This window comes from Nostoc sp. ATCC 53789 (genome assembly GCF_009873495.1).
Lineage (GTDB): Bacteria > Cyanobacteriota > Cyanobacteriia > Cyanobacteriales > Nostocaceae > Nostoc > Nostoc muscorum_A.
The window spans coordinates 6,197,100-6,212,760 of sequence record NZ_CP046703.1 but is presented as its reverse complement, the minus strand read 5'-3'; the positions used below and the strand labels follow the sequence as shown (position 1 = coordinate 6,212,760).

The 15,661-nt window shown below is 42.2% G+C and carries 15 protein-coding genes; 8 read left to right on the top strand and 7 right to left on the bottom strand.

What is annotated here, in order from left to right; genetic code table 11:
- The first annotated feature begins 25 nt into the window (after window positions 1-25).
- Complete coding sequence (locus GJB62_RS25700; RefSeq protein WP_114084908.1) at window positions 26-973, top strand: NAD-dependent epimerase/dehydratase family protein; 948 nt, start codon at window positions 26-28, stop codon at window positions 971-973.
- A gap of 13 nt (window positions 974-986) precedes the next feature.
- Complete coding sequence (locus GJB62_RS25695) at window positions 987-1,139, top strand: hypothetical protein (RefSeq protein WP_159402577.1); 153 nt, start codon at window positions 987-989, stop codon at window positions 1,137-1,139.
- Between the two features lie 249 nt (window positions 1,140-1,388).
- On the opposite strand, the gene modA is transcribed toward GJB62_RS25695, so the two are convergent.
- On the bottom strand, window positions 1,389-2,180 hold the full coding sequence (gene modA / locus GJB62_RS25690; protein WP_114084909.1) for a molybdate ABC transporter substrate-binding protein: 792 nt from the start codon (window positions 2,178-2,180) through the stop codon (window positions 1,389-1,391).
- 330 nt (window positions 2,181-2,510) lie between these two features.
- On the opposite strand from modA, the gene GJB62_RS25685 reads away from it, so the two are divergent.
- Window positions 2,511-4,166 (top strand): B12-binding domain-containing radical SAM protein, encoded by a 1,656-nt coding sequence (locus GJB62_RS25685; protein ID WP_114084910.1) that lies wholly within the window; start codon window positions 2,511-2,513, stop codon window positions 4,164-4,166.
- A gap of 311 nt (window positions 4,167-4,477) precedes the next feature.
- On the opposite strand, the gene GJB62_RS25680 is transcribed toward GJB62_RS25685, so the two are convergent.
- On the bottom strand, window positions 4,478-4,933 hold the full coding sequence (locus GJB62_RS25680; protein ID WP_114084911.1) for a cupin domain-containing protein: 456 nt from the start codon (window positions 4,931-4,933) through the stop codon (window positions 4,478-4,480).
- Window positions 4,934-5,205: 272 nt separating this feature from the next.
- The gene (locus tag GJB62_RS25675; protein WP_114084912.1) at window positions 5,206-5,985 is read right to left on the bottom strand and encodes a cysteine hydrolase family protein; all 780 of its coding nucleotides are present in this window, start codon (window positions 5,983-5,985) and stop codon (window positions 5,206-5,208) included.
- A gap of 81 nt (window positions 5,986-6,066) precedes the next feature.
- Between GJB62_RS25675 and GJB62_RS25670 the strand changes: the two genes are divergently transcribed.
- The 4 genes from GJB62_RS25670 to GJB62_RS25655 all read left to right on the top strand — a co-directional run bounded on the left by GJB62_RS25670 (window position 6,067) and on the right by GJB62_RS25655 (window position 9,165).
- On the top strand, window positions 6,067-7,488 hold the full coding sequence (locus GJB62_RS25670) for an amidohydrolase (RefSeq protein WP_114084913.1): 1,422 nt from the start codon (window positions 6,067-6,069) through the stop codon (window positions 7,486-7,488).
- Window positions 7,489-7,736: 248 nt separating this feature from the next.
- A complete protein-coding gene (locus GJB62_RS25665) occupies window positions 7,737-7,967 on the top strand; it encodes a hypothetical protein (protein WP_114084914.1) in 231 nt (76 codons plus the stop codon).
- Window positions 7,964-8,227: a hypothetical protein gene (locus GJB62_RS25660; RefSeq protein ID WP_114084915.1), complete on the top strand. Its 264-nt coding sequence runs from the start codon at window positions 7,964-7,966 to the stop codon at window positions 8,225-8,227. Before GJB62_RS25665 ends, GJB62_RS25660 begins: the two co-directional genes overlap by 4 nt.
- Window positions 8,228-8,307: 80 nt before the next feature.
- Window positions 8,308-9,165 carry a hypothetical protein gene (locus GJB62_RS25655; protein ID WP_114084916.1) on the top strand — a complete coding sequence of 286 codons (858 nt, stop codon included), beginning with the start codon at window positions 8,308-8,310 and terminating at the stop codon, window positions 9,163-9,165.
- Between the two features lie 94 nt (window positions 9,166-9,259).
- Here the strand turns inward: GJB62_RS25655 and GJB62_RS37160 are convergent, their stop codons facing one another.
- Together GJB62_RS37160 and GJB62_RS37155 are read right to left on the bottom strand one after the other, a co-directional pair.
- A complete protein-coding gene (locus GJB62_RS37160; RefSeq protein ID WP_209271445.1) occupies window positions 9,260-9,988 on the bottom strand; it encodes a transposase in 729 nt (242 codons plus the stop codon).
- The gene (locus GJB62_RS37155; protein ID WP_209271446.1) at window positions 9,985-10,473 is read right to left on the bottom strand and encodes a hypothetical protein; all 489 of its coding nucleotides are present in this window, start codon (window positions 10,471-10,473) and stop codon (window positions 9,985-9,987) included. The genes GJB62_RS37160 and GJB62_RS37155 overlap by 4 nt, the downstream gene beginning before the upstream one ends.
- Window positions 10,474-10,719: 246 nt before the next feature.
- Between GJB62_RS37155 and GJB62_RS25645 the strand changes: the two genes are divergently transcribed.
- Window positions 10,720-11,928 carry a NupC/NupG family nucleoside CNT transporter gene (locus GJB62_RS25645; RefSeq protein ID WP_114085216.1) on the top strand — a complete coding sequence of 403 codons (1,209 nt, stop codon included), beginning with the start codon at window positions 10,720-10,722 and terminating at the stop codon, window positions 11,926-11,928.
- A 20-nt stretch (window positions 11,929-11,948) separates the two neighbouring features.
- Here the strand turns inward: GJB62_RS25645 and GJB62_RS25640 are convergent, their stop codons facing one another.
- The gene (locus GJB62_RS25640) at window positions 11,949-12,473 is read right to left on the bottom strand and encodes a DUF2085 domain-containing protein (protein ID WP_114085215.1); all 525 of its coding nucleotides are present in this window, start codon (window positions 12,471-12,473) and stop codon (window positions 11,949-11,951) included.
- Between the two features lie 41 nt (window positions 12,474-12,514).
- Window positions 12,515-14,626 (bottom strand): TIGR00300 family protein, encoded by a 2,112-nt coding sequence (locus GJB62_RS25635; RefSeq protein ID WP_114085214.1) that lies wholly within the window; start codon window positions 14,624-14,626, stop codon window positions 12,515-12,517.
- Window positions 14,627-15,661 lie beyond the last annotated feature (1,035 nt).

Below are 15,661 nucleotides of genomic sequence, written 5' to 3'. Positions count from 1 at the left end.
ATGAAAATAGCAAAAAATAGCTAACATGGCTAAAATTATCGTTACTGGAGCAGCAGGCTTTATTGGTTCTCACCTCGTAGACATCTTGCTACAACAAGGGGAAGAAGTAATTGGGATTGATGAATTCAATGATTATTACGATCCTATGTTAAAGCGTAAGAATGTTGCACACTTACATAGCTCACCTAGTTTTACATTAATTGAAGCAGATATTCAGTTTTTAGATTGGCAGGAACTCTTAAAAGATGTTGATGTCGTTTACCATCAAGCAGCACAAGCAGGTGTCAGGGCAAGTTGGGGTAAGGCTTTTCGAGGTTACACAGAACGAAATATTAATGCTACGCAAGTTTTGCTAGAAGCGGCTAAAGATGCAAAACACTTGAAAAGATTAGTGTTTGCTTCTTCGTCAAGTGTATATGGTGATGCAGAAACTTTACCTACTCACGAAGGAATTTGCCCTGAACCTGTTTCTCCTTACGGTATTACTAAGCTAGCGGCTGAAACTTTGTGCAGACTGTATTACAAAAACTTTGGTGTGCCATCTGTATCATTGCGCTATTTCACAGTCTATGGCCCAAAACAACGCCCAGATATGGCATTTCATAAGTTCTTTAAATCCATTTTGCAGGATGAGGCGATTCCTATTTACGGTGATGGACAGCAAACGCGGGAGTTTACATTTGTTGGTGATATCGTCGCCGCCAATTTAGCGGCTGCCTCCACACCCCAAGCAGTGGGAGAAATTTTTAATATCGGTGGTGGTAGCAGGGTGGTTTTAGCAGAAGTCTTAGATACGATTGAAGAAATCGTTGGGAAACCAATCAAAAGAAACCACATAGAAAAAGCGATGGGAGATGCACGCCACACTGCTGCTGATGTATCTAAAGCGCAGAAAATTCTGGGATATCAGCCACAAGTCTCTCTAAGAGAGGGTTTGACACAGGAATGGCAGTGGATTAAGTCTTTGTATTAAAGGGTATGGGGGAATGGCACTAAGAAAAGCTGAAACCTGGTCAGGGCAAGGTGTGGGAGGTGTGGGAGGTGTGGGAGGTGTGGGAGGACGGGGAAGAAGTCTTACCCCCACACTCCCCACACTCCCCACACTCAAAAAGCAAGTTATATCAGGGCTTTGCGATTAACTTAGTGCCATTCGGGTATGGGGCATTGGTTATTTTCCTTTAGGACTTACGTACAAAATATCCTCCAACCCTTTTAAAAGGGGTTAGGGGGATCTAAAAGTGCCTTAAGTCACAGCGAAACACTTATAGGACTTACGCAAAATATCTCTCAAACTCTTATTTCTCCGTGTCCTCTGCGCCTCTGTGGTTAGTTATTCCGTAACTCTTGCGTAAGTCCTAACTTATTCAAATGAACTCTTAAGCTTCTTGCTAACTTACAAGAAACCCATATTTTTTGAGTACTGTCTTGGCTTCACTGCCAGATAAAAATTGGATAAACTCTTTGGCTGCTGGAATATTTTTACTGCTTTTAATTACTGCCATTGGATAGACAATTGGTGAGTGAAACTTATCGTCAGCAGCAACTACGACTTTTACCTTGTTGGAAATTTTGGCATCAGTAGCATAAACTAAACCCGCTTCAGCGTTACCACTTTCTACTGCTGCCAAAACTTGACGCACGTTGTTAGCAAAGACTAATTTGGGCTTTACCTGATTATAAAGTTTCAATTTCTTTAAGACTTGCTCCCCATATTGACCGGCGGGTACACTTCTAGGTTCACCGATCGCAATTTTTTTAATCTTACTATCTGTTAAATTGTAGAAACTAGTGATGCCAACAACATCCTGAGCCACAATCAAGACTAGACGGTTATTTGCCAAGTTAGCACGGCTACCTGTTACCAAAAGTCCTTTTTGTTCTAGGGCATCCACTTGCTTTTTGCCAGCAGAAATAAAGATATCTGCTGGGGCACCTTGCTCGATCTGTTGTTGCAAAGCACCAGAAGCCCCAAAATTATAATTAATGTTGACATCTGATTTACTTTGTTGGTACAAAGGCTTAATTTCCTCTAGTGCCTCTTTTAAGCTGGCGGCTGCGGAGACGAGGATAGTGCTATTTTGCGCTATTACCGGAGAAGGATTAACTAACGGTAAACCAATTGCCAGGAGCAAACCAGCAACTGCTATACCTAATAAGCCAAGAATTTGTCTTCTTTTCATAGAAAAGGCGTTTGAGAAATTTCTTCCATAAAATTGATGCTAGGTAAAATAATACCAAACATACCAACATATAACCAACTATATCGGTAATTAGTTTTTACCTAAGCCTTCTAGATGAATTAACTCATAAGCCAGAATCTGTCGACTCAAAGGCATCCGTAATTGCAAAACTGCATTCTGAGAAAGGGCGAATCATACCCCTCTAGGAGGAATTTTATATTTTACAGTTAAAAACTGCTGAAAGATCGCGGTAAGCTAGTTGGAATTATCACTGAATTGTGTCAATAAATTGTCAAATTAACTGCTCAGTTTTCTGGGGTGAAATTTGCGATGACCGTAAATCTTAAGTCTTTAGAGAATCCAACTTATATAGCGGCCGATTCCAAAACCGCTTCTAATACTAAGAGAAGCAGCTACGTTCCCTCGAACCATCGACGCATTCTTTGCATCTTTCCTAAATACAGCCGCTCCTTTGGTACTTTTCATTACGCCTACCCATTGATGGGTAATGTTCGGGCTTTTATGCCACCCCAAGGTATTTTAATTGTGGCTGCCTATTTACCTCAAAAATGGGAAGTGCGGTTTATTGATGAGAATGTCAAATCAGCAACCAGGGCTGATTACCAATGGGCTGATGTGGTAATTGTGAGTGGAATGCATATCCAAAAACCACAGATTAATCAAATTAATGAACTTGCCCATCGAGCCGGGAAAATCACAGTGGTGGGTGGCCCTTCGGTATCTGGGTGTCCAGAATATTATCCTGAATTTGACATTTTACATTTGGGTGAGTTGGGAGATGCTAGCGATCGCATGATCGAGTATCTAGACCAAAACTTAGAACGTCCTCAAAGGCAAATCCGCTTTGAAACGAAGGAACGTTTGCCTTTAACAGAGTTTCCAACTCCAGCTTATCATTTGCTGGATATCGATGATTATTTTCTGGCAAATGTGCAGTTTTCTAGTGGTTGTCCTTATCGCTGCGAGTTTTGTGATATTCCCGAACTCTATGGCAACAGTCCCCGAATGAAAACACCAGAGCAAGTGGTTGCCGAGCTAGATGCAATGCGACAATCTGGCAATTTGGGGGCAGTGTATTTTGTTGATGATAACTTTGTTGGCGATCGCCGCGCTGCCATGAAGTTACTTCCTCACCTGATTGACTGGCAAAAACGCAATGGCTACCCCATCCAGTTTGCATGTGAAGCAACTCTCAACCTAGCCCAAAGTCCAAAACTGCTGGAGATGATGCGCGAAGCCTATTTCTGCACGATCTTTTGCGGTATCGAAACACCTGAGCCAGATGCTCTCCATGCTATTTCCAAAGATCAAAATCTGAGTATGCCAATCTTAAAAGCAATTCAAGTTTTAAATAGCTATGGCATGGAAGTAGTATCAGGAATCATCATTGGGTTAGATACAGATACACCAGAAACAGCAGACCGAATTATTGAATTTATTCGGGCATCTCAAATTCCCATGTTGACAATTAATCTACTTCATGCTTTGCCGAGAACTCCGTTATGGCGGAGGTTAGAAGCAGAAGGACGACTCGTATTTGATGAAAACCGCGAATCAAATGTTGAGTTTTTGATGCCCTACGAGCAAGTTGTCGAGATGTGGCGGCGCTGCATCACAACTGCTTATGAGCCGGAATTTTTATATGAGCGGTTTGCTTACAATATGGAACACACCTATCCAAATCGCATCGAAGTACCTAACAGTCCTGCTCGCACTTCTGGGGCTAATATCCGTAAAGGTTTAACTTATTTAACTAATATTTTGCTGCGGATAGGCTTATTTAGTAACTATCGTCAGACTTTCTGGAAAATGGCCAAGCCAGCGCTGAAAGCAGGTGATATTGAAAACTTGATTCACGTCGGACTTGTGGGGCATCATTTGATTAAGTTCGCACAAGATTGCTCCAAAAACGAAGAATCGGCTTCGTTTTATTCGCAAAAAATCCTCACAAAAGTTCGTAGCTAAACCAATTCGCAATTAGCAATTACGTTTTGTGACGTGGACTTAAACCCCTAAACTAGTGGTCTGTCTCATTAATTCTGAAGGCTTATAAAAGTTCGTAGTAAGGACTTTAGTCCTTGATTTGAGCGATAAATCGCTCACTACAAACCTAGCAAAATTAATGTGATAGACCACTAGGTTAATAAGCTAAAAGTTTTTTAACGATAAACAATTCGTAATTCATAATATTCCCTCGTTTCCGTATTTCACATTGAAACGAGGAATCCCCAATAAATTACGAATTACGAATTACGAATTACGAATTACGAATTATTTTAACAGGGCATCAAAGTATTGAATCTCCCCAGTACAGCCATATCTTCTGCATCTAACTCCGTCGGAATGCCACTGCGAATCAATTCCGAAAAGTCTTCATTGGGAACCATCACAGTCAACGTATACAAGCGAGTAGAACCAGTATTTTTAATCAAATGAGTCCCAGTGGGAGGCACTAATAAACTATCTCCAGCCTTGATTGTGGCACTCTTGCCGTCACACATAGCGATCGCTTCGCCTTTGAGGACAAAAAACATTTCCACCGCCCACTGATGGCGATTTGGCGGTGTTTGTCCACCGATATCAAAAATTTCTATACAGCAAGTCAAAGAAGTATTAGCATTTGTCGAATCGAAGATAATTGCTAATCGATTAGAGTCATTAGGACTAATGCGATATACTTGGTAATCTTTGGGAGATTTGATAACCGGAATTACACAACGAGTAGCGTACATTTATTTATCCCCTCTAAAGTTATCGATGGGTATGAAAATTCCTAAAATCCAAGTCTTGAATATTAAGTTGTGAGTTGTCAGGAATGATGCAAACAATAGCCACAAAGAAAGATTTTCAGGTAGGGACAATTCATTAATTAATTGCCCCTACCGCGTGGGTTATGCGTAAGTTCTAAGTTGTATAAATGAAAAAATCACTAATTGTTAAACACTAAATACTCCTCATTCAACCAATTTTGAATTTTGGATTGAAGGAAAAATCTAAAATCTAATCACTCCTCATTCTTTTGCAGCGCTGTTAAAATTTCTTGGGAGTCAGTGACAAAACCGAAGCATTGTTTAACATTGTACAACGTTGCTAGCCAACAATATTCAGGCGAAGTCGTAGCGCTACAATCTTTAACTAACACACAGTCATATCCTAAGAAATTGGCATCACATAAGGTAGCTAGCACGCATTGATCGGCATTAACACCAGCAAAAAATAATGTTGTGCTTCCCAGATTCCGCAAGATACTATCTAATGGGGTATCCCAAAACCCACTCATGCGATATTTGTCCACACGAATATCTTCAGGAAGCTGTTCTAGTTCGTCTACTACTGCCGCGGCCCAACTACCCGCCATTAGGACTCTTGCACCATTGCTTGGTAGTGGATCGCCTAATCCCACACCTGCCCCTGTGGGGTTATAGACATGACGCGAACCAGCACTAATATTGAGTAAGTCAGGGCGATTCCCCCAATTTATCCAAATGACTGGAACACCCGCTTCACGAAGTTCTGGAAGTAGGTTATTCAAAGGTTTAATCGGCTGACGTGCTGGAGTTACATCCACGCCAATATGCGCTAACCAGCCATCCGGGTGACAGAAGTCGTTTTGCATATCAATGACGAGGATAGCGGCTTTTGCCAAGTCTAAACGCAGGGTTTTAGTTTCTGTTGATAAAATAACGGGTTGTGGGGGTTTTTGAGGACGAGTGATATCTGCGATCGCATCATTCACTGTCCACGCATTTGGTGAGACTCCCAATGTCCGAAAAGGCAAATTCATAAAATTGCAATACCCAACACCATTTTCTATCTTGTAACTTGAAATTCAGTTGAAAATACAATTACTTAATCAAGGTTAAATATGGTAAATTTTACTATTCAGAATGTTTTAATTGCCGCCAGTGATGATTATGCGACGGTAGATGTACAGATTGTAGATGGGGCAATAGCTGCAATTGCCCCCAATCTACCAGTAATCGGCACTGTCATAGATGGCAAAAATAAACTGCTGCTACCTGGTTTTTTCAACGCTCACACCCACTCATCAGAGATGTGGCAACGGGGAATCATGTCAGTTTTGCCTTTAGAATTATGGTTGGCGGAACTGTATGATTTTGCCCCCCTCGACACTGAACAGGTTTATCTCAGCGCCTTGGGTACTGCGGTAGAAACCTTGCTTTCTGGCGGTACGAGTGTAGTAGATCACCTGGTGTTAATTCCCGGACTTGAGTTAGAAACGATCGCCACTGCAACCCGCGCTTACAGAGAAGTTGGGATTCGCGCCTTTATCGCCCCCTTAATTCAAGATGAATCCCTTAGTGCAGGGCTTCCATCTGGAGAATCAGCAAGAACTCATGAACCTTATCATCGTTCAACTGCGGCAACATTGGAAATTATCGAAGAGGCGGTGAGACAGTTTCATCGTCCAGATGAGGGTGTAAATATTTTGGTCGCACCAACGGGGATACAATTGTGTAGTGATGCTTTATTTACAGGATGTATCGAGTTAAGCGATCGCTATAATCTTTGTCGTCACTCCCATTTACTCGAAACTAGGGCACAGGAAAAACTCGCTCAAGAAAAGTACGGTTGTACTGCCGTGGAACATTTGAAAAGAATCGGGTTTTTGAGCGATGCCTGCGGCGGGCTACGCCAACGCACAACTCTAGCTCATTGCGTCTGGTTAAATGATGCTGATATTACCATTCTCGCTGAGACTCAATCTACAGTTGTTCATAATCCCTTAAGTAATCTACGTTTAGGCAGTGGTATTGCCCCTATTTTAAAATATCGCCAAGCTGGAATAAATGTAACTTTTGGTTGTGATGGTGCTTCAAGTAATGACTCTCAAGATTTGTTAGAAGCCATCAAAATGGGTTCTATCTTGCACAACGTTACAGACTCAGATTATCAACACTGGATTACACCCAGACAAGCAGTAGAAATGGCATCCTTGGGAGGTGCAAAGGGACTGAATATAGCAGACAAACTCGGTTCCTTAACTGTGGGCAAACAAGCAGATTTAGTACTTTATGACCTCACTCATTTATCATTGCTTCCCCGGACAGATCCTATTGGTTTATTAGTTTTAGGTCGTCCTAATAATGTTGTTGATAGTGTTTGGGTTAACGGTAAGCAAATTGTTGCTGATGGGAAAGTTACCACAATTAACGTTGATGAATTGCGGCAAGAACTATTTAACCGCAGTCAATGGGAGACAAAGCGCAAGTCTGAAACCGTCGCGCAAATTGAAGCGCATTATCGCACAGTTATGGGTTTGTGAAAGACAAGTATAGACAAGAGACACTTTAAAATAGTAACAAATTGTTAAGCTTAGGACATCATGCAAAGTAGCTACTCACAGAATTTTTGATGATGTTTGAGCGATATCTACGAAAGGCTACAGCTACGCACACACTTGCTCATTGTGTTTGCAAGTCAATCATGCCGTCAGGCATGAGAGCTTAATGAATAGAGAGAGGCGATCGGTGTTAGCTTTAAGAGCAAAGCGTTGTATGAGAGCAATTCACCATGTCTTCAGCAGCAATTACCACCGTGATCAAAATGATGGAGTCTTTACCCATTGATGTACAAGATCGAATTGCAGAGCATCTGCGGGAGTACATTGATGATCTGCAAGATGAAATCAGATGGAATGAATCATTCCAGAAAACACAATCAAAACTTATTGCTGCTGCAAAACTTGCCAAACAAGAAATTGCAGAGGGACAAGCCACTGCAATGAACTACGACCAGCTATGAAGTCAGCAGTACTTCCTTCCTTTTGGTCTGAGTATCGACAGTTGAGCAGCGAAATTAGGCAAAGTGCCAGGAAAGCATATCGGCTGTGGGCAGAAAATCCATTTCACCCGTCTTTACATTTCAAGTGCATCAACAGTCAGGAGGGGATTTGGTCAGTGAGGGTAATGCGAGGCTATCGGGCACTTGGAGTTTTGGAAGGAGACACAGTGACATGGTTTTGGATCGGTAGTCATGATAATTATGAGCGTTTCTTTGGGTGAGTCTGTATATTTAGATAGCTGCTGATTGCTGTGTTTGCTAGAATATCGCACAGAGGTTCAATGCCAAAGGAACTAGCTCTATGGCTATATTCCAAGATTGGTTCTGGGAAATTAATGAGTGCGGCCAAGGGCCTCATTACTATTTCAACGCTACTTTTGCTCCATCTGATGCTGAACACCTTGCTGCTTTGGTGCGCCAGCATCCACTGTCTGGTTTTGAACACTGCCATTTTGTTGGCAAATTAATTAATGCACCATGTGGAGATGCCAATACTCCAGGTTCTTACGATTTGTATGTTGACCAGAGCAACTATGCTGAAGTTATGTTGGGTATACAAAGAGATGAACCTATAGTTACTGTTGCACACTATACCTGGCAAATCATTGGTGTTTGCGATCGCAAATTTGGCATTGAGTGTGGTTATGGTGGGATAACTGGCACACATAATCAAGCTGACACCTCACTGATTATGGCGCTGGCGCAGTCACCAGAACTCACCTTAGTTGATTGGAGAGTCGTTTCTGGCGGAGACGGTTACTCATCGGTGTTTTTTAGAACTGGCACATCAGCCGCAGAACTGCTTGCTTACTTGCAGATGAGGCCGGAAAAGCCTGACTTTGTGCAAATAGAAACAGAGTTACGTTTAGCTTTATCAGATCCAGCATTGTCTAAAATTTATCGCTTGGGCGAGTGCAAAATCAATGGCTGGCAGCTGGAAGTGGTAGTCTTGCATAATATTGAAAAAATTACAAGCAGCTATGGTGGCGAAGGATGGGACATGACACCACACGTTACCAAGCTTGACAAAATCGCTCAAACTGTTAGCGATAAGTGCAAGGTTCCAAGTTGTGCAGGGGGCGCAGCACATGCGCCAGATGATTTCTACACACTCATTGGTAGCCATCTCAGCTTTGGCTACCCACAGAAAATAGGGTAATTTTAGAGACAATTTGCAAAGCAATGTGAATAAATAAATGCTTGCAACCCATCAGGGTTTTCTCTAAGGGACTTGCAATAAAATAAGATACCAATCAAACTGGGACAATCGTGATATCCCATTTGGGTAATGTTTCAGAACGTTGCCAGAAAGGTTGATATTGTTCTAACTCTTGTGAAAGAACCTTAATTCCTTTTTCATAGGTGGTTTCAACCAGATGTACAATGGGTGCAATACCTTTCCAAGTCATATTAGAAGCCCAATGTAGTGCGGTTTCAACAGAATCTAAAATCGCGCCATTCCAATAGTTTTCTAAAGTAGCCCAACACCGTTCTATCGGATTGTACTTGCTATGGTAGGGAGGATAGTAAATCAGTCGGATTCTTAAATTAATCGCATCAGACAGTTCAACCATGCGTTTGATAAATTGTGTGCGGTCACTGCGAGTCGCCGCACCGCCATCGAGATCAATCACCCATTCATCAAGCTCAAGGTAATTGTGTTGATTCTCATGCCACCAAGCGGTTAAACAATCGACAATAAAATCACTAGTTTCAGCCGACTGACCGAAGTAAATTGATAGCTGCTGGCTGTGTGTGTTGAGAATACCAAATGGAACTAAGACTTCTTGCCACTGTGTATCGTGGTCATCAGCGGCTTTTGCCTCCAGTGTCCGGGCTTTACCACCTCTAGAAAGGTTCCCAATCTTCACTTTGGCTTTAGTATCAATAGACACTCTCAACGATTTGTGATTCTCATCTGATGCCTGATTCTCCCGGAACACATTCTCAAATATGGCATCTGTTTGGGGAATCTTTTTCAAGGGCTTGGTTTTTTGTGTTTTTTTAGGCGATACCCCAAGCCATTAAGAATCGTCCCTAGGGTTTGGCGAGACGGTAATTCGCTCTGGTCGTATCCCTTTTCACCTAACAATGCCTCTCTTACTGCTCTGGCACTAATGCGCGCATACAGAAAAGTTGATTGAAATTTTGGGTCGGTTTGAGCTTTAGCATCTACCAATGAACGAATATCCGATTCTAAATTGGGCAGAATCTCAATACTCTTGTGTCTTCCTCTTGCCTGATAGTTATCTACACAGACTATCCCCGTCCGCCGTTCATCCAAGCCAAGTTGTACACTCTGGCGATTCCACCCCAACACTGTTTCTGCTTTGCGGGCTGAACTATCGAAGTAATCTTCGGTGACTTTTGCCATGAAGTCTCTTTTGCGACTGCCAGTTAGTTTTTTGGCTGCATCTTTAAAGGTAGATTTGATGGTGTCAGTCAGCATGACTTGAGGGATTTTCATTCTAGAGATTTAGTGGGGGTTAGTAGATCCGCGCTTCCTAAATATTCTAGAATGGCTGGTACTTTATTTTTTCGCAAGTCCCTAAGGCTTGGGAGATAATTTGTAACGAGATATGAATTTGCGATCGCTAATTTCTTGTTTACGGCATCAAAACTCTAGTCATTGACTACAAAGTCACAAAACTAGGCAGATTTTTGTGTATGCTTTGTGTCCAAGTGCCTTAGCGATACTTTTTTGGGAGTAAATATGGAACGCGCCATCTCTGCGTTAGGAATCTTAGTTTTTATCGGTATATCCTACGCTTTTTCGGTTAATCGTCAAGCGGTGCGTTGGCGCATAGTAGCATGGGGTTTGGGATTAGAATTTGCATTGGCAATCGTGATTCTTAAAACTCCTTGGGGTTTGACTGTGTTTAAATTTCTGGGAGATTTTGTCAGCAAATTTTTAGCATTTTCTGATGTTGGTGCCAAATTTGTCTTTGGAGAAAATTTTAAGGATCATTTCTTTGCCTTTCAAGTGCTGCCGACAATTATCTTTTTCTCTGCCTTTATTAGTGTCCTATATTACTACGGCATTTTACAGCGAGTGGTAAATGTGATGGCGTGGGTAATGATGAAGACGTTGAAAACATCGGGTTCTGAATCTTTATCCTGTGCGGGTAACATCTTTTTAGGGCCAACAGAGTCAGCACTGATGGTTAAACCTTATATAGCGAAGATGACGCAATCAGAACTTCATGCCGTGATGACGGGTGGTTTTGCCACAATTGCAGGTGGAGTACTAGGGGCATATCTTTCTTTTGGGATACCAGCAGAACATCTAATTGCTGCTTTTTTTATGACTGCTCCCACATCATTAGTAGTATCAAAATTGCTGTATCCAGAAACAGAAGTATCAGAGACACTTGGTGAAGTAAAGGCAGATGTAAAAACCAATTATGTAAATGCAATTGATGCTGCTACAGCTGGAGCAATTGACGGCGTGAAGCTAGCGGTTAATGTTGGGGTAATAATTATCGCTTTTTTAGGATTATTGGCTGCTTTAAATGCACTCCTGGGATGGTTGGGGGCATTTGTGGGTTTACCGCAACTGTCATTACAGTTGATTTTGTCTATTTTTATGGCTCCCGTAGCGTGGTTAATGGGCGTACCTTGGGCTGATTGTCAGCAAGTGGGGGCTTTGTTGGGTACAAAGACAATTCTCAATGAGTTTATTGCTTTTTTGGATTTGAAGGCACTAATTGAAAGTGGTAAAATTTCCCAACGTGCAGTAATTATTGCGACTTACGCCTTATGTAACTTTGCAAATATAGGTTCAATTGGCATTACTATTGGCGGCATTACTGGGATAGCACCTAATCGCCAGCATGATTTAGCTCGTATGGGTGTAAGATCAATGATTGGCGGATCGTTGGCGGGTTTTATCACCGCTTGTATTGCTGGGATGCTGATTTGAAGAAGAAATTAGGAGTAAGACTAAAATCGATCCGAGCCAGTTTTAGCAACCCGCCACCTGTGGAAAATGGGCATAGTAAACAATCCCCACGCTAAACCCGTAATCAACCCAAAAGGCGTAACCAGATAATTATTAAAACTCCACAAACCGAAAATCTGTGCTGCCAATTCTAAAGGATAAGCCATCATCAGCACACTAGCGATCGCCATACCACTCCATCCATACTGGCTTAACCAGTAAAATCCTTTACCACCAGTTACCCCATACAGCAGGCGAGTAATCAGCAAACCCGTGACAGTGCCGTAACAGCGCATACACACAGCCATAATATATGGTGGTGCCAAATCTAACCCCATAGTTGGTTGCGGACACACATGATTACCCATGAAATAAATGATGTCCGCAATCCCAGGAAGCAAAGACACTCCAGACGCAGCCAAAAAGGGAGCAATTGGCGGGCCAAAAACCATCCCTACTAACAAGAAATCAGCAATTAAACTTACCCAATTAACCTGCAACTCCTCATTAAAAGCTACTCTTGTCATCTCCCTTTCTCTGCGTCCTCTGCGCCTCTGCGGTTCGTCTCTTAACCTACCTTATTAACATAGGGACTTGTCAACTTATCCAACTGCTGAATCAACAGACTCAGGAACAATCCCACATCCGTCACCACACCCACTGATTCTACAGAACCGCGATCGCTTAACTTAGTCACCACAGCTGGATTAATATCCACACACACCATCTTCACCCCAGCCGGAGTCATATTTCCCACGCCAATGGAATGCAGCATTGATGACAGCATCAAAATCATTTCCGCACCTTCTAGGTGTTTAGCATATTCCTCCTGTGCCTGAATCAAATCCATTTGGGTATCAGGTAAAGGCCCGTCATCCCGAATCGATCCCGCAAGCACAAAAGGTACATTATTGTGGACGCACTCATACATCACGCCACTCTTAATTGCCCCCGCCTGCACAGCTTTGGAAATGCTGCCATAACGACGGATACTATTAATTACCTTCAGGTGATGGCGGTGTCCACCACGAACGGCGATACCCCGCTTCATGTCCACACCCAAGGAAGTGCCCATGATATTTTGCTCGATGTCGTGAACTGCGATCGCATTTCCACCCAGCAGCGCTTGTACGTATCCTTCCCGAACCAGTTGGGCCAAGTGTTCGCCGCCACCAGTGTGAATCACCACGGGCCCAGCCGTGACAACTACCTTACCACCAGCATCGCGGATTTTACGTAATTCCCAAGCTACTTGTTCAACTACCAATTCCACGCGCCGTTCGCTGGAAACGCCCGCCGACATGAAGCTGAATTCTTGGGTACTGCGTTGTTCGCGCGATTCCGTTTTGCGAATAGTACGGATACCTAGTACATCTACAATTACTCGTTCGCCAACTTCTAAATCTCGTAGTATTTTACACCTAGCTACGAAGCCAGAGGGGGTTTGAGTAATTGCGATCGCGCCATCCATGCGCTGATTTTCTACCTTGATCCACTGCCCATTAATTCGGACTTCGGTAGGATAAATTGTACTGACGTAGAAATCATCAGGCGCTACACCATCTTGGATTACAGGTTCCAAGATCGCGTCTCGCTCATCATGGGGTAAATCTACTGCACCTAAATCAATCAATAGAGAGATGATTTCTTCCATCACCTCATGAGATGGTGCTGATACCTTCACTTCGGCGGCGGAGGTACTTTGCCGTTGTTCTCCCAAGTTGAAATTCAGAACTTGGAAACTTCCCCCGGCATCTATAATCAAATCCAAGGCGCGGTTAATTAAGCCAGCATCCAGCAAGTGTCCTTCCATACGAATGATTCGGCTTTCTACCGAGACATTGGCATGAATTTCATCCCTAACTGGTTCCGTTACCCGCAAGGTTAAACATTTAGCTGCACCACCAGCTTTGAGAAATTCCGTCAGTGGTGTTTCCAGCACTTGGAAACCCACATCTGCAAGGCGGGTTTTCAAAGCTTCACTCGCTTTGTTCATGATCACAATGCTGTCCACATTCACCGTATTACAAGCGAAGTTGACTGCATCGGCTTCAGCAATTGCGATTCGCTTTTCTGGTGCGACTCGCATTTCAATTAAGCGGTTGGAGTAAGAATCAAAAGCGCCTGGATAGTACAGCAAATAGCCATTTGCTAACGGGCAAAAACAGGTATCCAGGTGATAGAAACGTTCGTCTATGAGTCGCAAAGAGAGAACCTCAATATCCAGCCATTTAGCTAGATAAGGGTGAGAATCTAATTCTGAACGGAAACCGTATCCCGCCCATAACCAGCGTCCTTCTCGATCTAGCAGTGCATCTCCTGCACCTTCAAAGGGCAAATCTTTAGGTAGTTCATTGACTGTATAACCATTTTCTTCAAACCATTGTTTGAAGAAAGGTTCCTCTCCCTGACGTTCTTTATGTAAAAAGCGACTGAGTACGACATTTTCCCCCAGTACCAAACCAGCGTTGGCGGTAAAAACTAAATCAGGCCAACCTTTTTGGGGTGGTACTAAGTCTACAATGGCGTGTTGTTTAAGGATCTGGTGTAATCCCTGCCACTGTTCCACGGCGCGATCGCGCGATGATTTGTGAATATTCCCTTCCATCCAGGGGTTAATCACATAGTCTACATCGTAGTGGTCAGGAGGACACATCAAAAAGCGAATACGGGAAGTCATAAAAATCTTACAAGCGTTTTATATGCTACTATACTAAGGGCCTATCTTAGGATGGAAATTTTGATTTCCTGACATTTGGCCAAATCTTGCTACTACAGCTTCTATCTTTGTGATAGTTGAAAGCTTTACAAAGGCTTCGTCCTTAATTCTATTACTGGAAGATAGTAATAAGTAGAGTCGGTGGCAAAATTAGGATAGTTTTGGCGGCCCTAAATGTTTCAGTAGTGCTGAGTGAGTATGTTTTTAGCAAAGATGTGGAGGCTTTTAAACAAACGTTAACCTACTCTTTGGTTTCCATCCTACTCAAAGGTGTATTTATAATATCTTAATATTAGCTTTATTAAATATTTTTATTTTTCATACAAGTATTTTACATCTACGCTACAAGTATCATGTAGGAATCCTATTTGATTTTTGCAAAGTAAAGTACAAGTTAAAGAGCCTTCTTTGCTCTTGCCTATTACCTCTTGCGCTACGCTTCTCTACGAGAGGCTTGTCTGCGACACGCTCCGCCAACGCGAACGCGCACAACGCAAATAAATTTCAAAAATCAAAGCAGACTGCTATATATCTATAGGAAGCATCCCGATTTTTTAAAAATTCACGAAACTGAGACACAAACTCTTTATAAATGTCTTTCCTTTGCGGAAATCCAGTTTTCTCTGAAATACTGCGCGTAGCTTGTTTAAACCTAGGAGTATGCAGTACGTTTATCCATTCTCTTATTCTTGTCCTAATGCAGCGCAATAGTAAATTTAAAAATCTATGATGCTCCGTATCCATATTTCTATATTATTTAATTTATACTATAAAACAACAGATAACCAATTGCATTTTGTATGATATCTTGTTGCTAAAATCTGCAAAATTTTTAAAGCTCATTCTATGGATAGAGGATATTTTTAGCTTATATATTTATAAACAATTTGTTTGACACTAATTGAGTGTTAATTTGTGAGAGGATATCTAGATATTTACTGTCGGTCTTATATCTAAGATGTTCAAAACAAATAGTAAAAAGGGAAAAATACAATA

Excerpts from the sequence above, each read along its gene's own strand:
- GJB62_RS25700 (WP_114084908.1), top strand. The coding sequence starts at position 26 with ATGGCTAAAATTATCGTTACTGGAGCAGCAGGCTTTATTGGTTCTCAC.
- GJB62_RS25695 (WP_159402577.1), top strand. The coding sequence starts at position 987 with ATGGCACTAAGAAAAGCTGAAACCTGGTCAGGGCAAGGTGTGGGAGGT.
- modA (WP_114084909.1), bottom strand. The coding sequence starts at position 2,180 with ATGAAAAGAAGACAAATTCTTGGCTTATTAGGTATAGCAGTTGCTGGT.
- GJB62_RS25685 (WP_114084910.1), top strand. The coding sequence starts at position 2,511 with ATGACCGTAAATCTTAAGTCTTTAGAGAATCCAACTTATATAGCGGCC.
- GJB62_RS25680 (WP_114084911.1), bottom strand. The coding sequence starts at position 4,933 with ATGTACGCTACTCGTTGTGTAATTCCGGTTATCAAATCTCCCAAAGAT.
- GJB62_RS25675 (WP_114084912.1), bottom strand. The coding sequence starts at position 5,985 with ATGAATTTGCCTTTTCGGACATTGGGAGTCTCACCAAATGCGTGGACA.
- GJB62_RS25670 (WP_114084913.1), top strand. The coding sequence starts at position 6,067 with ATGGTAAATTTTACTATTCAGAATGTTTTAATTGCCGCCAGTGATGAT.
- GJB62_RS25665 (WP_114084914.1), top strand. The coding sequence starts at position 7,737 with ATGTCTTCAGCAGCAATTACCACCGTGATCAAAATGATGGAGTCTTTA.
- GJB62_RS25660 (WP_114084915.1), top strand. The coding sequence starts at position 7,964 with ATGAAGTCAGCAGTACTTCCTTCCTTTTGGTCTGAGTATCGACAGTTG.
- GJB62_RS25655 (WP_114084916.1), top strand. The coding sequence starts at position 8,308 with ATGGCTATATTCCAAGATTGGTTCTGGGAAATTAATGAGTGCGGCCAA.
- GJB62_RS37155 (WP_209271446.1), bottom strand. The coding sequence starts at position 10,473 with ATGAAAATCCCTCAAGTCATGCTGACTGACACCATCAAATCTACCTTT.
- GJB62_RS25645 (WP_114085216.1), top strand. The coding sequence starts at position 10,720 with ATGGAACGCGCCATCTCTGCGTTAGGAATCTTAGTTTTTATCGGTATA.
- GJB62_RS25640 (WP_114085215.1), bottom strand. The coding sequence starts at position 12,473 with ATGACAAGAGTAGCTTTTAATGAGGAGTTGCAGGTTAATTGGGTAAGT.
- GJB62_RS25635 (WP_114085214.1), bottom strand. The coding sequence starts at position 14,626 with ATGACTTCCCGTATTCGCTTTTTGATGTGTCCTCCTGACCACTACGAT.